Consider the following 22985-nt stretch of genomic DNA (forward strand, 5'->3'; position numbering starts at 1 on the left):
ATATGGACCTCCTTACGCGTTTTTCTCCAGCACTCTCTGATAGAATGCGTCGATATCCCGGTGATACTGGGCGAACATTTCCAGCCGGTCATTGGGCACATCGTATTTGATGGAAATGACACGGTCAAAAATATTTTCCGCTTTCAGTACGGACATCGGATGTCCCATTGTGACAAGGGTGCGGGCCTGCTTATAGAGATACAGGATCGTATCCATCATGAGATACTGTTTTTCCAGAGAAACACAGGTGTCCTCTTTGTGGAACGCGTTCTGCTGCAAAAACCCGAGACGGATGACACGGGCGATCTCCAGTATAAGCTTCTGATCATCAGGAAGCACATCGCTTCCGATCAGCTTTACGATCTCCAGAAGGCTGCTTTCCTGGTTCAAAAGGGCCATCAGCCGGTTCCGGTAATCTACGAATTTAGGAGAGACATTGTCCTGGTACCAGGGGCTTAGATCCGACAGATATTCACTGTAGCTGGTCAGCCAGTGGATGGCAGGGAAATGTCTGGAGTAGGCCAGGCTCTTGTCCAGTCCCCAGAAACAGCGCACGAAACGTTTTGTATTCTGCGTTACCGGTTCGGAGAAATCTCCTCCCTGGGGAGAGACAGCGCCGATGATCGTCACGGAACCATCGGTTCCGTTTAAATTGTGCATCATACCGGCTCTCTCATAGAACGCGGACAGACGGGATGCCAGATAGGCCGGGAAACCTTCCTCGGCGGGCATCTCCTCCAGACGGCCGGAAAGCTCACGCAGAGCTTCCGCCCAGCGGGAAGTGGAGTCTGCCATGATCGCCACATCATAGCCCATGTCCCGGTAATATTCCGCCAGAGTAAGACCGGTATAGATGCTGGCCTCACGGGCGGCAACGGGCATGTTGGAAGTGTTGGCGATCAGAGTGGTGCGGTCCATAAGAGGATTGCCCGTGCGGGGATCGGTCAGTTCACCGAATTCCTCCAGTACCTGGGTCATCTCATTTCCACGCTCTCCGCATCCGATATAGATGATGATATCCGCGTCCGCCCATTTGGCGATCTGATGCTGTGTCATCGTTTTTCCCGTACCGAATCCGCCGGGGATAGCCGCTGTTCCGCCTTTGGCGATAGGGAACATGGTGTCAATGATACGCTGCCCTGTGATCAGCGGAACCGACGCGGAAAAACGGTGATGAGTGGGACGCGGCACACGGATGGGCCAGCGCTGTGTCATGGTCAGTTCTTTTCTGGAACCGTCAGACAGTTCCAGTGTAACGAGTGTCTCATCGATCGTATATTCACCGTCGGGTACGATATCGGTGACCGTTCCTTCCACATCGGGGGGAACCATGCATTTGTGGACAATGGCGTGGGTTTCCGGCACTTCTGCTATAATATCGCCGCCGTGGAGATACTGTCCTTTTTCTACTGTAATATGGGTCTGCCATTTTTTCTGTCTGTCGAGGAAATCTACGCTGACACCCCGGGTGATAAACGCGCCTGCCGAATCCGCGATGCGTTCCAGCGGACGCTCGATCCCGTCGAAAATATTATTGAGGATCCCGGGAGCCAGTGTGACGGACACCGGGCTGCCGCTGGCAGTGACCTCCTCACCGGGACGAAGCCCGGATGTCTCCTCATACACCTGGATCGTCGTCAGATCTTTGTCAAGGGCGATCACTTCGCCTACAAGCTGCTGCTTTCCGACATAGACCATCTCGGACATGCTAAAGCCGGTATTGCCTTTTAAGTAGATGACAGGCCCGTTGATTCCATAAATTTTTCCGGTTTTAAGCAATGCCGTCACCTCCTAAAAATAAAAATTTGTCATATTCATTGCGAAGCTGCGTCTTAAATGAGTTGTCGATCAGGATGTTGCGGGCGCGGATGACCGCACGTACCCCGCCCAGAAAATCTTCTGCGCTGATAGTAAGATGCACGCCTGTCGCGTCTTCCAGATCAGATCGTTTCTGTTCGTCTGACGGATTGATGTAGATGATGACAGGGTCCTTTTCTGCAAAGCGCTCTGCCTGCCGGATGCATTTTACAAGAAAATCATCATAGGCCTCTGTCTTCATATAATCTTTGATCAGGCTGACAGCTTCCTCAAAAACTTTATCTTTCAGTTCCTGCTGGACTTTCCCCAGCCGGCGCTTGGTCTCAAGCTGAGCTTTGGCCGCCGCCTGGTTGTACATCAGTCTGGCGTTGGTCGTCTCTGCTTTGACGCGGGTCTCTGCCTGCCGCAGCGCCTCGGCTTTATGATCTTCAAACACTTTTTCAAGCGCGTCTCTGTGGGAATCTATGATCGCGTTTCCTTCCGCGCGGGCCTGTTCCATGGATGTGGCCTGCAGATGGCTGATTTTTTCTTCAAGAGTCAAGAGGGATCCCTCCTTTTCGTCTATATTGTTATAATTTCAGTCCGATCGCTTCCGTGATATAGGACGTGATAAAATCTTTTTTTCTTCCGGTGCCGTGACGGTCCGGTATCTCGACAAGAAGAGGCATCTTCCGTTCGAGGCGGAAAGTATCTATGATATCGGGGAACTCCCGGCCGAATTTCTCCGTCAGGAGCACGATGCCCACGGTTTTGTCTGTAAGCACATGTTCCAGAGCCGCGCGCAGTTCTTCCCGTTCATGGACCACGATCCCGTCAACACCGGCCAGGCGCATGCCTGTGTAGGTGTCTACATTGTCACTGATAAGATACATCTTCATGTTGCCTGCCTCCTGGTCTGTCTGTTTGATACTGAGATCCGGCGTCCGCCCTATGCCGGGGATTCTCCTGTCAGCCTTCCACAAGCCAGCTTGAGAAGTCCGCCAGGAAAACTTCCGGTGTACGGGGAAAACCGCCGTGCCATTCATCATCCGCCTGCGGCAGATGATTCATGTAAGGGCGTCCACCCTATGCCGGGGATTCTCCTGTCCGCCTTCCACAAGCCAGCTTGAGAAGTCCGCCAGGAGAATCCCCGGCGCACGGCGGGCTGGTGTCACAGGTTTCCGAGGATCATGAATGAGATGATGAGTCCGTAGAGGCAGACACCTTCGGCCAGACCTACGAAGATCAGAGATTTACCAAGTACACTGGAATCCTCGCTGATCGCTCCGAGAGCGGCGCTGGCAGCGCTTGCGACGGCGATACCTCCGCCGATACAGGAAAGTCCGGTGACCAGAGCGGCCGCGATGTATCCCAGTCCGGTAGCGAATCCGGCGTCAGAAGCAGCTGCCTCGGCCGCCTGCACATCCGGGCCGGCCAGAAGCATGATGGAGGCGATGGCAAATGCGCCAAAGAAGAAGAACGCGTTTGTCCCGATGGCCCGTTTATAGCGTTTTTTGCTCTTTTCTCCGAGCAGATAGTAGCCAAACGGAATGATAATGCTTACGATCAAAGCGACAATTAAAATAATTTTGGTTGCTAAAGTCATGGTAAAATCCTCCTGATTCTCTAATTTGTTTGTCTGTGGTCTGATTTTATTTTTTATTTTTTTTGACAGTTTTCTTTGTATATGGATCGAATGCATGGCCGCTGCCCTTATAGAAGCGGCTGAACATTTCGTAATATTCCAGACGCAGCACCTGGATGCCCACGATCAGTCCTTCAAATCCGCAGACGAACAGGTTGCCGAAGATAACGCCGATCCAGTTGGGATGGCCGCTTTCCGCTCCCGCAAGCTGCAGGACCACTTCCATGATCGCCGCGTGGCTGACCGCGAAAGCGCCGATACGGATGAAAGAGATCGTGTTGGAAAAATAACTCAGAAGCGTCTCAAACATCTCGAAAAATCCCTGTACGACAAACATGCCCTTGCCGGTTTCCATCTTGTCTGCCCGGTGCTGGATCGCTCTTGTAAGAGGTTCTCTGAAGAAGATCAGCAGCAGCGGGATGCCGAACATCACGGCCAGTACGATGCCGCCCGGAAGCGGATTGCCTGTCATGAAGAGGACGATCACGGCTACAACCGCGGCATAAAATACAAGTCCGGCGACTCCGTTGGGATCGAACCATACATTTTCAATATCCTTGCTTCTTATTCCGTTGATAATGTGCAGCACCATGGCTACCATGATCAGGAACATCCCAAAGGCCACCGCGACAATAAACACGGTATTCAGCTTTCCGAGGAAAGGAAGCGTGGTCATGTGGTCGATGGGTCTCATCCAGAGAGCGGGCAGCACATCTTCAAAACCGAAGATGCTTCCGAACAGGAAACCGAAGATCGTGGAAAATACGCCTGCTGTCGCAATGATCCCCGCCAGGGGAGCCCGTTTAAAATGATAGATAAGGGCGCCGCCGATGAGAAGGAGAAGGCCTTGCCCCACATCTCCGAACATGACGCCGAAAATGAAAGAATAGGTCAGTCCCACAAATACGGTAGGGTCCATCTCGTTATGCGCGGGAAGTCCGTACATCTGGACAAACATTTCAAAAGGTTTGAAAAGTTTGGGATTTTCCAGTTTGGTAGGAGGCTCTCCGAAGTAGGCGTCATGATCGTCTTCCACTACGACGAACACCTTGTCATCGTCCTTGACCTCTTCTACAAACTTCTCTACATCGTCTTCAGCCATCCAGCCGCAGAGGATGTAATAGTCTTCTTTATTATCCTCCATGCGGGCCGCGAGCTTTCGGACATCAAAATTATTGGACAGCTCTTCCAGCCGGTTCCTGGCAGCCACAAGCTGAGGCGCCCGGTCAGCCAGCATTTCTCCGGCCTGTCTGTCAAGGTCTTCATTTTCTAGATTCACGCGGGCGATCTCATTCTCCAGAGACTGATACGCGTGAGCCGGAGTCCCCTCGAACTCATCCTTAAGATCGATCCGCTCAAAGTGAAGAGAACGGAAGACCGCGTCTACCTTCTGAGCCTCGGCAGGAGACACAAAATAAGCTCCATAAACGAAACTTTCATCACGTTCTCCTTCCACAAAGATAGCCTTCAGATCATCCATAAGATATTTCTGCATCTTATGATAGAACTCAACCGCGATACGGCCAAACCGGTATGTGATGTAGTGGTACGACAGTACCTTGTGGATGTCGCAGTCAAGAGGGCGGAAGGGGGCGATCGTCTGCTGTTTCGCCCGAAGCTCTTCTATCCTTTTCTTTAGTTTTTCTTTCTTCTCCTGAAGATCCTGGTAATCTTCATTGGCCTTTCGCACGACCTCGAACATATCGTCAAGGCCCAGTGTTGTATCCGGTGTTACATCCTCCGCGTTGGGAAGATATCCGACGAACTGTGCCGCCTTGCTCAGAGCATCCTTGTAAGGGTTCAGTTCCACGAAAGGTCTTAAGTTATCCACAGTCTTCAGCTCAGACAGCGCGGATTCGAGCTGGATCTCATAGCGCGAGAGATACAGGTCGGTCACGCGGTCAATGTCCGTCCTCGGACCGGATATATTGATGAATTTCATTTTAACGATCATCGGGTTTTACCTCCAACGTATGCCAGCGTCTCGCCTGGATTTAATCTGTAGCGTACACATTCCATGGCGGTCGTCAGCTTTTTGATTTCCTCTTCCTTTGAAAAAAGATAAGTATTGATCACGGCGATGGAGTATGGATTGCGCCGGCGGTCAATCGTATAAAGATGCTGCAGGCATTCCGTGTACATCTGCTCAATGGTCAGATGCTGCCGGAAATTGTAATGGCGGGCGTAGGAAGTTCTTTCCACCACTGCCTCGAATTCTTCCAGCCCCGGAGCCTCCACCATCTCTTTGATCATGTCAGTTGAGATCTTGTAGTGGATCGGTATGAGCAGCAGATAAATATCGGCAGGCTTCATATTATAATATTTTTTGGCCCGGTAGATCCACTGCAGATTCAGCAGATCGATCTTGGAGCCCCGCTCCCGGATAAAGATTTCCAGATCATCTTTTTTCAGGACTTTTTTCTGTTCCTTCCAGGTAGAAGTGAAAAAGTAGAGATCCAGCGCCAGATTATAGTCATAAAGCGTGACATCCTGAGCATCTTTCAGCTTCTTTAGAGGAGCATAATATTCCGTCCCTTTTAAATTCTCCACCAGCTCATCCGTTGTCCGTGAAGTAATGAGCTTCTCGATGGATATCTGAGAGTACCGGTCAAAGAAAGCACGTTTATAGTTGAGGTCAAAAGGCTGCTTGTACCGGTTGATCACGATACGCAGGCAGTAGTTGATCAGATCGATCTCATAATTCTTAAGGATAAGCTTCATGAGCCGCCTCTGTTTTTGCCCGCTGAATCGATAGATTTTTGTATAATCATGATATAGAGACTGGGTCAGGAGTTTCTCCACATTGCCTCTGTGAATCTGATCATCTTCAAGTGTACTGAGGATACCGGCATAAGCGGTATTTTTCTTGAGATAATCTACAATGTCAGGAACGCTTCCCAGCCCCGCGATCTCCGTGAACTGTTCCGGCCTGAGGAGTTTGGCCTCCATGGCCCGGATCTTGGTCACGATGCCGCTGTATTCCAGTAAGTTTCCCATAGGTTACACCTCGGTGATTCTTTTTAATATCTCATGGGCATATTCAGTATGTTTTTCTTCGTATTCCTTCTGAAGCGCAAGAATGGTTTCCTCGCTGGCGTCATTCTGATTGCCCAGAATGCCGGAAGTCTTTTTCTCAAGCTCGTCCCGGATGGTGCTCAAACGGGCCTGGGTTTCCTTCTCAAGGTTTTCATCAAATTGTCTTCGCTTTTCATCATATTCTTTTTCCAGAGTCTTCTTCTGATCCTCGGCATGCTGCACTATGGCTGACGCAGCTTCCTCGATCTCAGTCAGTCTGTTAACGATTGAGTCCATCATTAGCCTCCTGTCTTCAGGTAAATATCAATAAGCTTATCATACACCTTTTCATGGAAAATGCAAGGAAAGAAATTGCATATATTTTTTTGAATTTTACGTACAATTTTGGAAATTTTGACCGGACTGAAAACTCATGTTATTATAGAAATGTGTACAATAATATTCGCGGCTGTTCGGGTAAAATATAATTAAATGCGGGTATCAGCTGACGGATAGAAAGGGAGGGCTTATGAGATTAAGAAATATACCCAGGGCAGAAGGCGTACTCCGGGAACATCCCGTGGTGATAAAGCGGCCTGAGGATCAGCGGGGATGCTGGCAGCAGGTCTTTGGAAACAGAAATCCGATTTATATCGAGATCGGGACAGGGAAAGGGCGTTTTATCCTGAATATGGCAGAGAGATATCCTGACATTAATTTTATCGGGATTGAACGGTATTCCAGCGTGCTTCTCAGGGCAGTAGAAAAATATGACACAGAAGAATTCAACAGACTGAAGAACGTCAGGTTTGTCTGTATGGACGCAAGAAATATCGAAGATGTATTCGCAGAGGAAGAAATCGGACGTATCTATCTGAATTTTTCTGATCCGTGGCCCAAGGCAAGACACGCAAAACGTCGTCTTACATCTTCCGAATTTCTGGAACGGTATGAGAAGGTTCTGGAGCCCGGCGGGGAGATCGAGTTTAAGACAGACAACACGGCGCTCTTTAATTTTTCCATCGAGCAGATCAAGGAGACCGGATGGACTTTGACCGGATTTACTTATGACCTTCATCATAATGAAGAAATGGCCAAAGACAATGTTATGACAGAATATGAAGAAAAATTTTCCCGAAACGGGAATCCGATCAATAAGCTGACGGCTATGAGAAAGTAGACAGATCCGCTTCTGCACAGTTACAGACCGCGGCGCATATAATAATCTATAATAATGAGTGGCAGACGAAAAAGAGAGTCGTCTGTGCAGGCAGGTGTATTATAGATATGAAGAAAAAGTGCTGGAAGACATGTGTAAGAGAGATGTTTTACTGCAGGCCGGGGCTGAACAGGCACCTGCTCTGTATACGGGATTCTATGGCAGAGGTATGCAGGATCCTGAATGCCGGGGCATGTCACGGCAATGACAAGAAGGACCAAAAAGGCAGGTGTCAGCCGTGATAAAGGAGATCAGACCAGAAGAGTTCAGAGGGGAAATAGAAAAATCTCTATTGCCCGCGCTTGTGGAATTTTATGCCGGGTGGTGCCCCAAATGTGCCATGATGGAAGACGTAGTGGCGCAGTTCGCGGCGGAGAATGCCGGGGCGGTCAGAGTATACCGGATCGACGCGGATCAGTCTGAAGAGCTGATGGAAAGCTATGGATTGAACAGAGTTCCTACATTTTTATCTTTTCGAGGGGGAAAGGTCAAAGGAGCCGTGACCGGAGTCGTGACGAAAAAAGTACTGGAAGGGCTGTTTTGAGTATTTTTTGGAAAGAAACAAAGAACAGGATCAAAAATGTGGTTAAAAATGAGCAAGAAAATATTAAAAAAGTCTTGCATTTTGCGGCGGGGTCATATATAATAGCTTTTGCGTTATCTGTTAGGCAGATGGCAGAAAGAGGAAAAGCGCGATTAGCTCAGCTGGCAGAGCACCTGACTCTTAATCAGGGTGTCCAGGGTTCGAACCCCTGATCGCGCACTTAGAAATCGCTGTTTTTGCGGACATTGCGAGCCGCGGGGACGGCGGTTTTTTTGCGTGAAGCAATGAGCAGCGCGGAGCGCGGAATCGAAGTGCGCGCTGCGAATGGAAGCAGAGAAAGAGCGCAGAGAAGATTTTCCCCGTAAATATCAGGAATGTCTTACGGAAAAGTCTGGATAGAACCCCCTCAGTGCGTTCATGATGAGCTTAAATGTAAGTTCGGCCATATGCTGGGGACTTACGGAAGATCCATCTGACAGCCAGGCCTTGACCAGGCCGATACAGCCGGAGAGACAGAAGGCGTAGTAGTATGTCAGATCATCCATTTTCTCCGGAAATGTTTCTTTCAGGGCGTTCAGGCTGTGCTCGGAGAGGATATTCTCAATCCGGTGCAGAAAAGAGATATCACCGTTGGGACCCAGGAGAGCGGCGCAGATATCCCGGTTTTCCGCGAGGATGGAAAAAATATCCTCGATGAACGGAAAGCTGTCTTCGTTGAACGGACTTACCGGATGGGTATGGATCAGATCTTCGATGTCTCCGGTCAGTTCGTTTTCAATCTTTTCCATCATGTCATAGATATCCGCATAGTGCAGATAGAAAGTGGAACGGTTGATGTCCACTTTTTCTACGAGTTCTTTGACCGTGATCTCTTTTAAACTCTTTTCTTTCAGAAGTTCGGCCAGTCCCTGACGGAGCTGGGCTCTTGTCTTGCGAACCCGCCGGTCCATATTTTTTGACATGAAACATTCCCTCCTTTAAAAATAATAGACACCACATTGTCTGATTATCCATTAACAGACAGAGCAGTGTTAGATTAATGGTTGTATCTTTTTTATGATTTTACTATAATTTAGGATGCTTAAAAAATCAACACGATATCTATTAATAGAATTAATGTTGCAAAAAGAAAGGGGACAGTAGACAATGCTGAGACAGGAATGGCACAGGCTGTTCAAAAATAAGATTTTACTGATTGTTACAGTAGCGGTCATCGCGATCCCGACAATCTATACCACACTTTTCCTTGGATCCATGTGGGATCCATACGGGAATATCGATAAACTTCCGGTGGCGGTCATCAACCATGACGTGCCGGTCACCTATGAAGATCAGAAGCTGGACATTGGCGGAACGTTGATGGAGGAACTGAAAAAGAACGATTCTCTGGACTTTCAGTTTCCGTCAGAGACGGAGGCGCGGAAGGGCCTTGAGGACGGCACGTACTATATGGTTATCACCATACCGGAGGACTTTTCGGCCCATGCCTCAACGCTGACAGACGCGCATCCGGAGAAGATGACGCTGGCTTATGAAACGAATCCGGGAACGAACTACATTGCGTCCAAGATGAGCGAGACGGCGATGAAAGAACTGGAGAGCTCGGTACGGGAAGAGGTTACAAAAACGTATACAGAAGTTCTGTTCGGCAGGCTTGCGGAATTGGGTGACGGAATGCAGGAAGCGGCGGATGGTTCGGGTGAACTGAAAACCGGAACGGATCAGCTGGCCGACGGAAATCAGACGATTACCGACAATCTGCAGGCCCTTTCAGACAGTGCCTTAGTATTTGTGGACGGAAGCCGGGAGCTGGAAGTGGGGATTGGCCGGTATACAGACGGAGCCAGTGCGGTTGCAGCAGGGGCAGAAGAGCTGCAAAGCGGTGCAAATGCACTGGACAGTGGTGTAAATGGTGCGCAGAAAGGAGGTGCTGATCTGGCAGCTGGCGCGGTGGATGTAGATGATAACATGACTATGCTCAATGCCGGACTGTCCGAACTGAATGCGGAGGCGGCGGCCCTTCCCGATGCGGCGGATGCGCTGAATGACGGCGCGGCTTCATTAGGTGACAGCGCGCAGCAGCTCTCGGACGGGATTGCATCTCTGTCTGAAGGGGCGGCCGGCCTGAAGACCGGTGCTGATGCGCTTAGTTCCGGCCTGCAGTCTGCTGCTTCCAGTTCCCAGTCGCTGCGCGACGGGGCGGCCGGGATCAGTCAGGCGCTTTCGGCACTCGCCGGAGAGGAAGGCGTGCCGGAGGAAGTGCGGGCACAGATCGCGGCAGTTCAGCAGCAGGCGGACACATTTTCTGCAAGTGTTTCCGCCTACACATATGGTGTCGATGAAGCGGCGGACGGGAGCGCGCAGATTGCAGCGGAGATCCCGGATCTTCAGAACGGCATTTCCGCGGTACAGAGTGGTGCAGATTCCCTTAAGAACGGGATAGGGCGGCTTCAGACCGGCACTTCCGCATTGGCGGAACAGGCGCCGGCGCTGGCGGGTGGAATTTCCAATGCTGCATCAGGGGCGGATCAGCTTCAGAAGCAGGGAACATCGGCGCTCCGGAAAGGAGCTGCGGATCTGGACAGCGGTCTGGGAGAGCTGGCACAGGGAAGCGCGAAGCTGAAAGATGGAACGGATACGCTTGTCTCCGGAACCGGGCAGCTTACCTCGAACAGCAAATCGTTGACGGAAGGCGCGGCGAAACTAACAGATGGAGCCGGCCAGATCAGCAGCGGTGCGGGACAACTCGCTGACGGCAGCGGAGAACTAGGCGATGGGATCAGGCAGGTTTCGGAAGGCGCGGAGACGCTGTCAAAGGAACTGGGAAGCGGAGCGGAGCAGATCCTGGAGACGAACACATCGGATCAGGCGGCGGATATGTTTGCCGCACCGATAGATGCGGAAGAGACACAGATTACGGAGGTGGCCGACAACGGCCATGCTATGGCGCCGTATATGATGTCCGTAGGCTTGTGGGTCGGCTGTATCGCGTTCAGTCTGATGTATCCGCTGACCAGTTATGCCGGGCAGATGAAATCCGGTTTCCGCTGGTGGATCAGCAAGGCGTCCGTGCTCTATCTGACGGCAGTGCTCCAGGCAGTAGTTATGATCGGCGCACTGCATATATTCGATGGTTTTATACCTGTGGAAATGGGAAAGACAGTCCTGACAGCGTGCGCGGCGTCCCTTGCATTCATGTCGGTGATGTACTTCTTCACCAGCCTGCTGGGGCGCGTTGGAAGCTTCCTGATGCTGATCTTCATGGTGATCCAGCTGGCAGGTTCCGTGGGGACATACCCTTATGAACTGTCAGGATCATTTGTGCCGTATCTTCACGGCTGGGTACCGTTTACCTATACGGTGAAAGCGTTCCGCAGCGCCATAAGCGGCGGGGGAAGTATCCGGGGCTGCCTCATTTTCCTGCTGATCCTGTTCCTCGTATTTACAGGACTTACGATCCTGGAGTTCACTGTGCGGGCACGGAAAATGCAGGAAGGGAAGAACACCTGGATGGTATGGCTGGAAGAGCACGGACTGGCATAATGGATGAAATGTCTCTTAATCAGGGTGTCCAGGGTTCGAACCCCTGATCGCGCACTTGAAATCGCTGTTTTTGGAGACGATGGAGCTCCGGGGACGGCGGTTTTTTTGTCTGCTAAGAATTTTTTAAGATTTGTATCGAGATTTTTTTAATCGTGGGCTATTATATTATGCAGTGTGGACCACACAGGAAGCCATGGCAGAAAGACACTGCCTGCGGAAATACGCGGCAGATCAGAGGAGGAAGATATGGGAGCAGAGAGAGGAGCCAAGACGGAATCAGAAGGTACGATCCTTGTAGTAGATGACAATAAGGAGATCGTCTATTCAATCAGCGAACTTTTAAAATATGAAGGTTATAAAGTAGTGCAGGCCTATGACGGAATGCAGGCTCTGGATGCGCTGGAGAGGGAGAGGATCGATCTGATCCTTCTGGATGTAATGATGCCGCGTCTGAACGGATTGTCAGCACTTATGAAACTTCGAGAAAATTATCGAATTCCGGTGATCATCCTTTCCGCGAAGACAGAGGAGAGCGACAAGGTATCCGGTCTTGTACTGGGAGCGGATGACTATGTGGAGAAACCGTATAACCCCGCGGAGCTTATAGCCCGGGTGAAAGCCCATCTGCGGAGATACCGGGCATGGGGCGGGGAAGCTCCGAGGGCAGAGGCAGATCAGATTGTAAACGGCGGCCTGGTGCTGGATAAGAAACAGCGCGTTGTCATAGTGGAAGGCGAGGAAGTGCGTCTGACAGCTACTGAATATAAGATATTGGAGCTTCTCATGGAACATCCGGGACAGGTGTTTCCCGCGGAACAGATTTATGAGAATGTATGGCAGGAGTCGGCGGACTATACGGTAGAAAATACAGTGATGGTGCATATCCGCCATATTCGCGAGAAGATCGAGATCGATACAAAAAAACCCAGATATGTAAAGGTGGTGTGGGGCATTGGCTATAAAATGGAAAAATACAGTTAAAAAACTTCCGATGATCGTAAAAAAGGAGTGGAAGATCATCAGCGGAGGAGCGGCGATTATTGCAGGACTTGTGTTTTTGTGGAATATAGTGGCGGACCGGACTTATCATCCGACAGAGGAGGCAATCTTTTTTGGTATCCTGGGGAATCTTTTTCTGGGAACAGGAATTGTACTTATTCTCAGGCGAATACTGGATATCAGATATGCAGAGTGGAATCCGGCAGATGAGGCGGGGTATGAAGCATGGCGCAGTGACGGCAGGATGTTTTCCCGCAGGCTCTCGGCCGCGGGGATCATCGCCGCGGCCGGGGCGGCATGGTATCTGTTCTATCTGATGGGCGGGGGAGTGTGGAATGGCGGCGGCTGGCACTGGAATTACGCTTCCGGATATATTCTGATCTTTACGGCATTGATCCAGTATATTCTCTGCCGGGCAGTCATCAGCAGATTCCGAGACGGACAGCTGGATCAGATCATGCAGTCCATGGCCCGGATCAACCAGAAACGCCTGGAAGAAGCTCTGGAGATCGAGAAAAAAAGCCTGGAAAAAGTATCAAGGAGTGATCAGCTGAGGATTGATCTGATCACGAATGTCTCTCATGATCTGAAGACACCGCTGACGTCCATGGTAGGATATCTGGAATTGATGAAAAAAGAGGATCTTGGCGGAGCGGCCCGCGATTATGTGGATGTGATATCTGACCGGGCAGAGAAATTAAAGGAAATGATCAACAGTCTGTTCAATCTGGCAAAGGCAAGCAGCGGAAACGTCGAACTTCATCCGGAAAGATTTGAAGTGAACCGGCTGATTGAACAGATACTGGCTGATATGGATGACCAGATCCGGGAGAGCGATCTTGAGTTCATTACCCGGTTTACGGAAGAGGACACAGAACTGGTGTCAGATAACAGTTATTTCTACAGGATCTGCCAGAATCTGATCGAGAACGCGCTGAAATATTCCGCCAAAGGGACCCGGGTGTTCATTAAGACCTATATAAAAAAGAAGAACGACAAAACTCCCGGGATAAGCAGACTGTGCGTTGAGATCACCAATACGGCCGGCTATCCCATGGATTTTACAAAAGAAGATATTGTGGAACGTTTTGCCAGAGGAGATAAGGCAAGGTCAAGTGAAGGAAACGGACTGGGACTGGCCATTGTGAGTACGTACGCAAAAGCTCTGGGCGGGGAGTTCGACATCCGGATCGACTGTGATCAGTTCAAGGCGTGTCTGGAATTTGCTCTGCCTGAAGAATCTTCATTTTCTTCATCTCCCTCATGATCAGGATCACTGTCACCGCGAACGCGATACTGTCTGCCGCGGGCCCCGCGAAAAGGATCCCGTCCAGACCGAAGAACAGCGGCAGGATCAATACCAGAGGGATCAGGAAGATTACCTGTCTGGTCATGGAGAGGACCAGTCCCTTGACCGGTTTTCCGATGGCGGCAAAGAAATTCGATGAGAGAAGCTGCACTCCGTTGATGATCACCATGAAAAGGAAGATCCGCATAAAACGTATGGAAAACTCGAAATATGCCGGTTCTCCCGTTCCGAACAGGGCGATGATATAATATGGAAAGAACTGGAACAAAATGAACCCTGCTGCTGATATGACCAGATTGGCCGAAACTGCCAGACGGTAAGTCTTCCTCACTCTGTCGTACTGCCGGGCGCCGTAGTTGAAGCCGATGATCGGCTGCGCGCCCTGCGAGATCCCGATGATGAAAGCCAGCAGGATGGCATTTGTTTTCATGACGATCCCACAGGCGGCCAGCGGGATCTCTTTTCCATATTCAGACAAGGCTCCATAATAAGTAAGGGAATTATTGAGTACGATCTGGACAAAGGTGATGGCGACTTGATTCAGACTGTTGCTCATTCCCAGAGACGCTGTCTGAGCACATTCTTTGAGCTGAAGGTAAAAGTCCGTCTTTTTCAGGCGGATGTTTTTGAATTTTTTAATGTACAGTACGGCGAAAATAAATGAGAAAAACTGACCGATGATGGTTGCCCAGGCCGCTCCGGCAACTCCAAGATGGAAGACAAAAATAAACAGGGGGTCCAGGATCGTATTGATCACAGCCCCGATCAGCATGCAGGTCATGGAATACCTGGGGCTTCCGTCTGCCCGGGCCAGGTTGCTCATACCGTTTGTGACGATAAGAAAAGGCATGCCGAGCGCGACGATACGTGAGTAGGTTACGGCATAGGGCATGACCTGCTCCGTAGCGCCGAAGGCAGTGAGCAGAGGAACCATGAAAATTTCTACCAGGACAGCATAGAGGATGCCGGATACCGCCATCATACTGATGCCGGTCCCGACTACTTTTTCGGCTTTCCCGGTTTCACCGGCGCCCAGGTAAAGGGAAAATCTGGACGCGCTTCCAATGCCGATCAAAAGGGCAATGGCGAGACAGACCGTTGTCAGAGGATAGGCTACATTGGTAGCGGCATTGCCCAGATATCCTACGCCCTGTCCGATAAAGATCTGATCCACGATATTGTAGAGGGAACTGACCAGCATGGCGATGATACTGGGAATGGCAAATCCTTTCAGAAGAGAGGGGATGCTCTTGTACCCCAGTGGATTCTGCGCGGTTTCTGTCTGCTGCAACTCGATCACTTCTTTCCAAATAAAATAAAGATATTGCGTTACTGACAAATATTATAAAACAAAATATGGACGGTTGACAAATTTTTTATTATATATTATTGTATTAATTAAATAATACAAAAGTGTGAGGCGATGGATCAAATGCTGGAAGGAGCGCTGGTAATCCTGGGGATTTTCCTGTTCATAGGTATCACAAGTCTGATTTCCCACAGGAGTATGAAACGCAGAAGAAAAATTTTTATCCATGAGAAATTCGGAAAAGCTCCCACACCGGGGGAATGGAATGAAAATGTCAGGACGTACTATGATGTAGTGGGCGGCGGAAGCGCAGACGATATTACATGGAACGATCTGTCCATGAATGAAGTGTTTCAGAGGATCGACGGGTGCGATACATCTGTAGGACAGGAAGTCCTTTACTGGAAAATGCGCAGGAATCAGATGTCTTTTGAAGAACGGCAGCTTTTTGAGCGGCGTGTGCGGACGTTCGGACAGAACGAGAAAGAACGGGAATCTCTGGAATATCTTCTGTGCGATATCGGAAAAAGTATGTCCTCCTATTATATCCCTTCCTATATGGACGCAGTGGAAGAATATATGTTGAAGAATCCGTGGATCTACAGAGTCCTTCAGGTCCTTCTGGGCCTTTCTTTTCTCTGTTTTCTGTTTCTGCGGGATGACAGGGCAGGACTTGCTTTTCTCGGAGTCTGCGCGGTGAATCTGGCTGTTTATATTATAATCAAAATGAAATATGAGGTGGAACTGTCCATGCTTGGAACGGTGATCAGTCTTTTGAGAAACGCCAGACAGATTGCCAGGAGAAAGGAAATACAGGCACTGTTCCCCAATCTGAAAAAAGCGCTGGCCGGGCTTGGTGATGTGCTCAGGGGAGACCATGTTCTCCGCATCCTGAGAGCTCCCGGTGAGTCCGGGGATATCTATGGAGTGATCGCGGACTATGTGCTGGGGGTCACTCTGTGGCAGATCACCACATATAACAAAGTGATGAACCGGCTGCGCAGAAACTCAGAGAGATATCTGGAAGTCTACCGGGAGATCGGGGAGCTGGATGTGGCGGTCAATACGGCATCTTTCCGAAAGAGTCTGCCATGGTACTGTGTCCCGGAATACACAGAAGAGAAAAAGCTTTACATGGAGGAATTGTATCATCCTCTTATCGATCATCCGGTAGCCAACAGTCTGGAGCTTGAAAAAAGCTGTCTGATCACCGGGTCAAATGCTTCGGGGAAATCTACCTTTATCAAGGCGGTGGCGGTAAACGCGGTCCTTGCCCAGTCTCTGAATACCTGCGCGGCAAAAAGATTTGTACTTCCCTCCTGCGAAGTCATTACTTCTATGGCTGTAAAGGATGATCTTATGGCGGGAGAGAGTTATTTTATCCGTGAGATCCGATATCTCAAGAGGATACTGGACAGCCTGAATGAGGAGCAGATGATTCTCTGCTCTATCGATGAGATCCTCAGGGGGACAAATACAGGAGAGAGGATCCGGGCGTCGAGAGCGATCCTGGATTATCTGGCAGATAAGAACTGTATCGCTCTGGTGGCAACTCATGACAAGGAATTGACAGAACTTCTAAGCGGTACTTATGTCAACTATCATTTCAGTGAGGAAATCGGAGAGAATGATATTCATTTCAGCTATGAACTCATAGAAGGTCCGGCCACCTCACAGAATGCCGTGAAACTTCTGGAGTTCGCGGGATTCCCGGAGGAGATCATCGCAGAATCCCAGAAAATATGATAAAATGAAGACCAGATTACAAGGGAAGTGAGTATAAAGTGAGAGAAGAGATTGAAAAGAAAATGAAAGACACTGCGGATGATATCTTCCGGCATCCGGAATTGTCTCTTGAAGAAAAGCAGTCTTCCCGGAAACTGGCAGAATTCCTTGAAAGCGAAGATTTTTCCGTCCAGTGGGGAACCGCGGGATTTGAGACGGCATTTACGGCGCAGTGGGGAAAAGGAAAGCCGGTCATCGGGTTTCTGGCAGAGTACGACGCTCTTCCCGGGCTGGGGCAGGCCTGTGTTCCAAAACAGCAGCCAGACGGGAAAGCCGGTCACGGCTGCGGCCACAATCTTCTGGGAGCAGCGTGCGCAGGCGCGGCCTGTGAACTGAAAGACAGGATGAGCCATGAAAGGCTGCAGGGAACGATACGGGTCTACGGCTGTCCGGCGGAGGAGATCGTTGTGGGCAAGATCCGGATGAACGAACAGGGTGTCTTTGACGACCTGTCTGTGGCTGTGACCTGGCATCCCTTTGACCGGAATCGGGTCAGTTATGATATCTGGCAGGCCCAGGATATTAAAAATTACAGGTTTTACGGGACGGCCGCCCATGCTTCAAAGCATCCGGAGATGGGGCGCAGCGCCCTGGATGCCGCGGAGCTGATGAATGTGGGAGTGAATTATCTCCGGGAACATGTGTCAGATGATGTGAGGATGCATTATACTTATACAAATACAGACGGACCGGCAAATATTGTTCCGCCTTTCGCCGCCACCAGTTACTTTATCCGGTCCAACAAGTGGGAGAGGACACAGGATGCATCCCGGCGGGTGGATGACTGCGCCCGGGGAGCGGCCCTTATGACCGGAACAAAAGTGGAGATCGAGCGGGTGACATGCAACCGGGAGATGAAGGTGAACCGGACGCTGGCAGAGATTTTCTATGAGGAAATGAAGAAAATTCCTGTGCCGGACTATACAGAAGAGGAGCTTCGATTTGCCGCTGAGATCTCAGAGGCGGCGGGTCTGGATAATGCGGCCGGAACCGGAAAGAATAGAGCCGGGAAGGACAGATATTTTGGCGGACTGGAACCCCTGGAAGATGAGCCGGTACCGCTGTCGATCGGGACGGATGTGTCGGACGTAAGCCATACGGTTCCTACGGTGATGCTGAGCGCGGCGTGTATGTGCAAGGGAACGCCCCTTCATCACTGGGCAGCCACCGCCCAGGCCGGAATGAGCATCGGACAAAAGGGGATGTTCTATGCCGCGGAATGTATGGCCGCCGGAGCTTACCGGCTGGTGACGGAACCAGGATCCCTTACAAAGGCATGGTCCGAGATGCAGTCTCAATAAACACATATTCTTCAGGCCGGGACAATTCCGGCCTGAATGTATATCCAAGTTCGTGAAATTCTTTCATATCTTCCACCCGTTCTATCTGCTGCTCTGCCATCCAGCGGACCATTTCGCCCCGGGCGATTTTGGCCTTGGTCCCTTTCATTTTTACTTTGCCATTCAGGAATTCTCCAAAGATACATGTGACACAGGGGACAGAAGAAGCTTCTGTTGATCTTAAACGTTGATCTTGCGCCAGATAAGGGAGGACTGCCCGGCTGTATTCTCCGGAGGCAAGATTGACAAGTTCAGTCATACCTTCTGTCATGAGCTGTCTGTACAGGCGATCACCCCAGAAATCGTACAGATCATTGCCCCGGGAAGTTTTCAGTTTTGCCTGCATTTCCAGCCGGTAGGGGATCACCCTGTCCGTGGGGGATAAAATGCCGTAAAAACCGGAAAGGATCCGGAGGTGCCTGCATACATAGTCCCACTGGGTGTCTGTAAACACCGAAGGCGCCATGTGCTGATACTGGATCCCTTCATAGGAAAGAAGAGCCGGAGATTCCGCCCTGTCAGGGGAAAATTCATGGAGACGTTCATAGTTCTGGAGAGCGAGCCTGTCACTGCATCCCCAGAGAGATTTCAGGGAAGAAAGCTCCATATCCTGCAATCTGTTGTACAGCTCTCTGGCATGGTCCAGCAGCACAGGCGTGGTCAGCGTACACGGGCAATCTGGAGTGAGATTCATCTTTTTGGCCGGTGAGATTATGATCTTCAGCATATCGGAATCCTTTCTGGAAATGATAGTATATCTGATTATATCACAGAACTAAGCAAGGACAAATGTAAGAGCAAATAAATTGTACAGGGATTCTTTTTCTGGTAAAATCGTGAAGAGGGAATATATTAAGAATACAGTTTATCAATACAGAACGATATAAGGAGAATATGATGAAAAAGATTATTTTAGGGTCGGCCTCGCCCCGAAGAAAGGAGATCCTTGCCCAGATCGGAGCGGAATTTACAGTCCGGGTCAGCGGAAAAGAAGAAGTATATCGCAGCAGCAGACCCGAGGATATTGTAAGGGAACTGGCGCTGATGAAAGCGGAAAATGTGGCATCCGATCTGTCAGAGGAACTTTCCGAGATGAAACATACCGTGATAAAAGATACTGTGATACTTGGTGCGGATACAGTGGTAGTGCTGGACGACCGGATACTGGGGAAACCTGGAGATAAAGCGGAGGCTTTTGAGATGCTTACCCGCCTTCAGGGAAGGACCCATGAGGTCTGTACCGGCGTGGCAGCTCTGGATTTTGACAGCACAGGAAGAAAACGAGTCACAGATCATGCGGTGGTGACGAAGGTTTTTGTCCATACAATGACAGAGAAAGAGATCCGGGACTATATCGCCACGGGAGAGCCAATGGATAAGGCGGGCGCCTATGGGATCCAGGGCCGGTTCGCGCCGTACATCGACCGGATCGAGGGCGATTATTATAATGTGGTGGGACTTCCAGCCTCTTATGTTTATCAGATGCTGAAAGGCCTGGGAGCGATTTAAAAGGATGGGAATTCAAACTTTGTTCCAGAGTGTCCCGCCATTGTCTCTCAGCCACTGGCGGGACGCCCGGTAATCCGGGAGAACAGACTCAACGATGGCGTAAAAGGCACTGGAATGGTTCATTTCCCTGCGGTGCGCCAGTTCATGGACGACCACATAGTCCAGCACATGCTCCGGAGCGAAGATGAGCCGCCAGTTGAAATTCAGATTTCCCTTCCCGCTGCAGCTTCCCCAACGGGTTTTTTGTTCCCGGATGGTGATCCGGCCGTAGGAGACCTGCAGGATCCGGGCATAATATTTCACTTTGCAGGTGAAAATATCCCGGGCAGTCTGCAGATATCTGGAACGGTCTTCTTCTGATAGAAGAGGCCGCTCCGGACCAGAGGATTTTCTTTGTTGTTCCGCCAGCTGGAGATGCTTTTGTATCCAGCCTTCTTTCTGCCGGACGAAATCATCCAGGCGGGAGCGGGGATATCCGTAAGAAGCGCGTACCCGCACCTTCCCGTCGGGAGTCACCTGGATAGCCACAGTGCGGCGGCCGCTGTATATGACTTCATATTGGAAAGGACATTTCATAAAATCACCTCGGTCGAGCTGATATCAGTGTAACAGAAAATAGCAGTGAAAGAAAGGTATGATAATCCATTGCACTGTCAGACATAATTATGCTATAATCATGTCAAAAGAAGAAAGGGGCCGGATACTATGCCAGTTATTATGCCAATCAAAGACCTTCGCAATACAAGCGAAATATCTGAATTGGCTCATAAAATTCAGGAACCGATTTTTATAACCAAAAACGGATATAGTGATTTAGTTGTTATGAGTAGTGAATTATACGATAAATTTGCCAAAATCAACCGTATTGATCAGGCGATCTATGAATCCGAAAGAGAAATGGAACAAGGTGGAGTTTCTATTGATCTCGATGAAGCATTTGAGAAATTAAATAGAAAATATTATGGACAGATATAAAGTTAAATTAAATCCACGGGCCTTTCGGGAAATGGATGATATTTTTGCGTATATTGCATTAGAAAAATTATCGCCGGAAAATGCGAAAGGACAGACAGACCGAATTTGGGCAGCGCTAAAGACATTAGACACTTTCCCTCAATCACATCAAGAACGGACCGAAGGACGCTATGCCGGAAAAGGGTACCGTCAATTACTTATAGATAATTATATTGCCATCTTCAGAATTGATGAGCCAAGTAAAACAGTCCATGTTGTGACCGTACAGTATCAGGGGCGGAATATATAAGAAAGGGCCAGACCATGACAACAGATCCGAAGAACAATCAGGAAAAGAATTATCAGGGGAAGAGGGTCGGAGAAAAGAGCGGGCGGTGGAAGGAATGGTTCCGAAATCTTGGAACTGCCCTGCACATGGAACTGCGTGAACATAGGAGTTCCTTTATCGTATACTTTACTCTGCGGCTCTTGGTTATCGCCATGCTGGTACTGCAGCTTTTGAACAGAAATTATGAGAATGCGTTCCTGTGTATCCTGACACTGCTTTTGCTGGTGATCCCCAGCCTTCTGCAGATCACGTTTAAAGTAGAACTGCCGACAACGCTGGAGATCATTATCCTTGTCTTTATCTTTGCGGCGGAGATCCTGGGGGAGATCAGCGAGTTTTATCTGGTATTTCCATTCTGGGATACTGTGCTGCATACAATTAACGGATTTCTGGCGGCGGCTATCGGATTCTCACTGGTGGATCTGCTGAACCGGGACAAGAGGACAGTTTTCAATCTGTCCCCGCTTTTCGCTGCCATCGTGGCATTCTGCTTCTCTATGACGATCGGCGTTGTGTGGGAGTTCTTTGAGTTTGGGATGGACCAGATCGTAGGCTATGATATGCAGAAAGATACTATCATTCATACGATCCGCTCGGTAACGTTGGATCCGGCGGGGCGCAATGTTCCCTATGTCATTGATAATATAACCAATGTTGCTGTAAACGGGCAGGAACTCGGACTTGGCGGCTATCTGGATATCGGGCTTCTGGATACGATGCAGGATCTGATCGTTAACTTTATCGGAGCTGCGGTATTCTCTGTGATCGGATTTTTCTACGTCAAGAACAGGGGAAAAGGATGGCTGGCAGGGCGTTTTATTCCCAGGAGGAAGGCAAAAGACAGAGATTTCCTGAAGATCGCGATGGAAGAGCAGGAGAGAGCAGCAAAAGACAGTCTGACAGAAGTTCCTTTAGGTGAAAAAGAGTCAGATGAGTCAGCGGCAGGACAAGAGCCGGTAAAGCATCCGCCATATCAGATATAGAAGGAAGGCTCCGAAGATACAGGCGGCAATATACAGAAAGATGGAGGCCGTGTTTCCGATAAAGGGTAACAGATCCCGGAAAACAATCTGCTGCATTTTATAATCCGGATTAATATAAAACATGTTGATCGTGCCGAAACGGTCCAGTGACAGGTTGAGTATTTCCGCGATGAGGCAGCAGGCCAGATAAATCAACGTGCTGTGCAGGAAAGGACTGAAGGGGAACGCACGGGTCAGGACACGGGAAAAGATGAACTTATCCCGGGAGCCTGCAGAAAGCCCGCGGCAGTATACAATGCCTGCGCTGATCCCGATCAGGATGAGCAGAATGTGCCACGTGTATGAGTGGATCGTTAATGACTCAAGAGGATATTGAAGGCCGCTTGTATCCGCGAATACCGCGATGCCTCCCATGAGGCCATAGCACATGAGGAAGGCAAGAAGCGCCTGACGTGCGAGCTCCCGTCTGATCCATGGATACGCCAGGAGCAGATACATGGGAATACTGCACAGCTGGAAAGGCAGATACCACCAGTTGTATGTCCCGTGTCCCAGCATGAAAGTCAGGGTAAGCTGTTTCCAGATCTCACTGATGAGCATGGCGACACCGCACAGAAAGAAAAGCCTGTCTGAAAAATGTGAAAAAGATTTTCGTATCCGTGAATATTCTGCGTTCGTTTTCAAA

General features: G+C 49.8%; 24 protein-coding genes and 1 tRNA gene. 13 read left to right on the forward strand and 12 right to left on the reverse strand.

The genetic code is table 11. The annotated features are described in order from the left end of the window. Positions 1-12: 12 nt before the first annotated feature. The 7 genes from BQ7367_RS05430 to BQ7367_RS05460 form a co-directional block, all read right to left on the reverse strand. Positions 13-1779: a V-type ATP synthase subunit A gene (locus BQ7367_RS05430; protein ID WP_072524536.1), complete on the reverse strand. Its 1767-nt coding sequence runs from the start codon at positions 1777-1779 to the stop codon at positions 13-15. Then, positions 1772-2359, reverse strand: a complete 588-nt coding sequence (locus tag BQ7367_RS05435) for a V-type ATP synthase subunit E (RefSeq protein WP_072524537.1) — start codon at positions 2357-2359, stop codon at positions 1772-1774. Before BQ7367_RS05435 ends, BQ7367_RS05430 begins: the two co-directional genes overlap by 8 nt. Positions 2360-2387: 28 nt before the next feature. Then, complete coding sequence (locus BQ7367_RS05440; RefSeq protein ID WP_072524538.1) at positions 2388-2696, reverse strand: V-type ATP synthase subunit F; 309 nt, start codon at positions 2694-2696, stop codon at positions 2388-2390. 272 nt (positions 2697-2968) lie between these two features. Beyond that, the gene (locus BQ7367_RS05445; RefSeq protein ID WP_072524539.1) at positions 2969-3403 is read right to left on the reverse strand and encodes an ATP synthase subunit C; all 435 of its coding nucleotides are present in this window, start codon (positions 3401-3403) and stop codon (positions 2969-2971) included. A gap of 46 nt (positions 3404-3449) precedes the next feature. Then, a complete protein-coding gene (locus tag BQ7367_RS05450; RefSeq protein ID WP_072524540.1) occupies positions 3450-5396 on the reverse strand; it encodes a V-type ATP synthase subunit I in 1947 nt (648 codons plus the stop codon). Next, positions 5393-6439: a V0D/AC39 family V-type ATPase subunit gene (locus BQ7367_RS05455; protein ID WP_072524541.1), complete on the reverse strand. Its 1047-nt coding sequence runs from the start codon at positions 6437-6439 to the stop codon at positions 5393-5395. The genes BQ7367_RS05450 and BQ7367_RS05455 overlap by 4 nt, the downstream gene beginning before the upstream one ends. A gap of 3 nt (positions 6440-6442) precedes the next feature. Beyond that, on the reverse strand, positions 6443-6754 hold the full coding sequence (locus BQ7367_RS05460) for a hypothetical protein (RefSeq protein WP_072524542.1): 312 nt from the start codon (positions 6752-6754) through the stop codon (positions 6443-6445). A gap of 232 nt (positions 6755-6986) precedes the next feature. On the opposite strand from BQ7367_RS05460, the gene trmB reads away from it, so the two are divergent. The 4 genes from trmB (at position 6987) to BQ7367_RS05475 (ending at position 8439) form a co-directional block, all read left to right on the forward strand. Further along, entirely contained in the window at positions 6987-7637 is a 651-nt protein-coding gene (gene trmB, locus BQ7367_RS05465; protein ID WP_072524543.1) for a tRNA (guanosine(46)-N7)-methyltransferase TrmB, read from the forward strand. Between the two features lie 107 nt (positions 7638-7744). Beyond that, positions 7745-7918 carry a hypothetical protein gene (locus BQ7367_RS14435; RefSeq protein WP_159431627.1) on the forward strand — a complete coding sequence of 58 codons (174 nt, stop codon included), beginning with the start codon at positions 7745-7747 and terminating at the stop codon, positions 7916-7918. After that, positions 7915-8220, forward strand: a complete 306-nt coding sequence (locus tag BQ7367_RS05470) for a thioredoxin family protein (RefSeq protein ID WP_072524544.1) — start codon at positions 7915-7917, stop codon at positions 8218-8220. Before BQ7367_RS14435 ends, BQ7367_RS05470 begins: the two co-directional genes overlap by 4 nt. Positions 8221-8366: 146 nt before the next feature. After that, positions 8367-8439: transfer RNA gene (locus BQ7367_RS05475), tRNA-Lys, on the forward strand. 149 nt (positions 8440-8588) lie between these two features. Here the strand turns inward: BQ7367_RS05475 and BQ7367_RS05480 are convergent. Continuing rightward, positions 8589-9182, reverse strand: coding sequence for a TetR/AcrR family transcriptional regulator (locus BQ7367_RS05480; RefSeq protein WP_072524545.1), 594 nt, complete (start codon positions 9180-9182; stop codon positions 8589-8591). A 184-nt stretch (positions 9183-9366) separates the two neighbouring features. Here BQ7367_RS05480 and BQ7367_RS05485 point away from each other — a divergent pair, with 184 nt between their 5' ends. The 3 genes from BQ7367_RS05485 (at position 9367) to BQ7367_RS05495 (ending at position 14029) form a co-directional block, all read left to right on the forward strand. Further along, on the forward strand, positions 9367-11763 hold the full coding sequence (locus BQ7367_RS05485; protein WP_072524546.1) for a YhgE/Pip domain-containing protein: 2397 nt from the start codon (positions 9367-9369) through the stop codon (positions 11761-11763). Positions 11764-12009: 246 nt separating this feature from the next. After that, complete coding sequence (locus BQ7367_RS05490) at positions 12010-12744, forward strand: response regulator transcription factor (RefSeq protein ID WP_072526090.1); 735 nt, start codon at positions 12010-12012, stop codon at positions 12742-12744. Further along, positions 12716-14029 (forward strand): sensor histidine kinase, encoded by a 1314-nt coding sequence (locus BQ7367_RS05495; protein ID WP_072524547.1) that lies wholly within the window; start codon positions 12716-12718, stop codon positions 14027-14029. Before BQ7367_RS05490 ends, BQ7367_RS05495 begins: the two co-directional genes overlap by 29 nt. Here BQ7367_RS05495 and BQ7367_RS05500 read toward each other — a convergent pair. Continuing rightward, complete coding sequence (locus BQ7367_RS05500; RefSeq protein WP_442855396.1) at positions 13968-15368, reverse strand: MATE family efflux transporter; 1401 nt, start codon at positions 15366-15368, stop codon at positions 13968-13970. The two genes, BQ7367_RS05495 and BQ7367_RS05500, sit on opposite strands and share 62 nt — an antisense overlap. A 135-nt stretch (positions 15369-15503) precedes the next feature. Between BQ7367_RS05500 and BQ7367_RS05505 the strand changes: the two genes are divergently transcribed. Together BQ7367_RS05505 and BQ7367_RS05510 are read left to right on the forward strand one after the other, a co-directional pair. Next, the gene (locus BQ7367_RS05505) at positions 15504-17126 is read left to right on the forward strand and encodes a MutS-related protein (protein ID WP_159431628.1); all 1623 of its coding nucleotides are present in this window, start codon (positions 15504-15506) and stop codon (positions 17124-17126) included. A gap of 62 nt (positions 17127-17188) precedes the next feature. Continuing rightward, positions 17189-18466: an amidohydrolase gene (locus BQ7367_RS05510; protein WP_083588965.1), complete on the forward strand. Its 1278-nt coding sequence runs from the start codon at positions 17189-17191 to the stop codon at positions 18464-18466. Here the strand turns inward: BQ7367_RS05510 and yaaA are convergent. Next, positions 18432-19232 (reverse strand): peroxide stress protein YaaA, encoded by an 801-nt coding sequence (gene yaaA, locus BQ7367_RS05515; protein WP_072524551.1) that lies wholly within the window; start codon positions 19230-19232, stop codon positions 18432-18434. The genes BQ7367_RS05510 and yaaA overlap by 35 nt on opposite strands. 170 nt (positions 19233-19402) lie before the next feature. Between yaaA and BQ7367_RS05520 the strand changes: the two genes are divergently transcribed. Beyond that, a complete protein-coding gene (locus tag BQ7367_RS05520; RefSeq protein WP_072524552.1) occupies positions 19403-20014 on the forward strand; it encodes a Maf family protein in 612 nt (203 codons plus the stop codon). A gap of 12 nt (positions 20015-20026) precedes the next feature. Here the strand turns inward: BQ7367_RS05520 and BQ7367_RS05525 are convergent, their stop codons facing one another. Continuing rightward, a complete protein-coding gene (locus tag BQ7367_RS05525) occupies positions 20027-20590 on the reverse strand; it encodes a M48 family metallopeptidase (protein WP_072524553.1) in 564 nt (187 codons plus the stop codon). A 129-nt stretch (positions 20591-20719) separates the two neighbouring features. On the opposite strand from BQ7367_RS05525, the gene BQ7367_RS05530 reads away from it, so the two are divergent. The 3 genes from BQ7367_RS05530 to BQ7367_RS05540 all read left to right on the forward strand — a co-directional run bounded on the left by BQ7367_RS05530 (position 20720) and on the right by BQ7367_RS05540 (position 22300). After that, a complete protein-coding gene (locus BQ7367_RS05530; RefSeq protein WP_072524554.1) occupies positions 20720-20989 on the forward strand; it encodes a type II toxin-antitoxin system Phd/YefM family antitoxin in 270 nt (89 codons plus the stop codon). Beyond that, positions 20976-21278, forward strand: coding sequence for a type II toxin-antitoxin system RelE/ParE family toxin (locus BQ7367_RS05535; protein ID WP_072524555.1), 303 nt, complete (start codon positions 20976-20978; stop codon positions 21276-21278). The genes BQ7367_RS05530 and BQ7367_RS05535 overlap by 14 nt, the downstream gene beginning before the upstream one ends. A gap of 125 nt (positions 21279-21403) precedes the next feature. Further along, the gene (locus tag BQ7367_RS05540) at positions 21404-22300 is read left to right on the forward strand and encodes a DUF2238 domain-containing protein (RefSeq protein WP_235837616.1); all 897 of its coding nucleotides are present in this window, start codon (positions 21404-21406) and stop codon (positions 22298-22300) included. On the opposite strand, the gene BQ7367_RS05545 is transcribed toward BQ7367_RS05540, so the two are convergent. Further along, positions 22253-22984: a YwaF family protein gene (locus tag BQ7367_RS05545; protein WP_235837558.1), complete on the reverse strand. Its 732-nt coding sequence runs from the start codon at positions 22982-22984 to the stop codon at positions 22253-22255. The genes BQ7367_RS05540 and BQ7367_RS05545 overlap by 48 nt on opposite strands. Position 22985 lies beyond the last annotated feature (1 nt).

Origin of the sequence: Clostridium sp. Marseille-P3244 (assembly GCF_900120155.1) — a bacterium.
Classification (GTDB): Bacteria; Bacillota; Clostridia; order Lachnospirales; family Lachnospiraceae; genus Mediterraneibacter.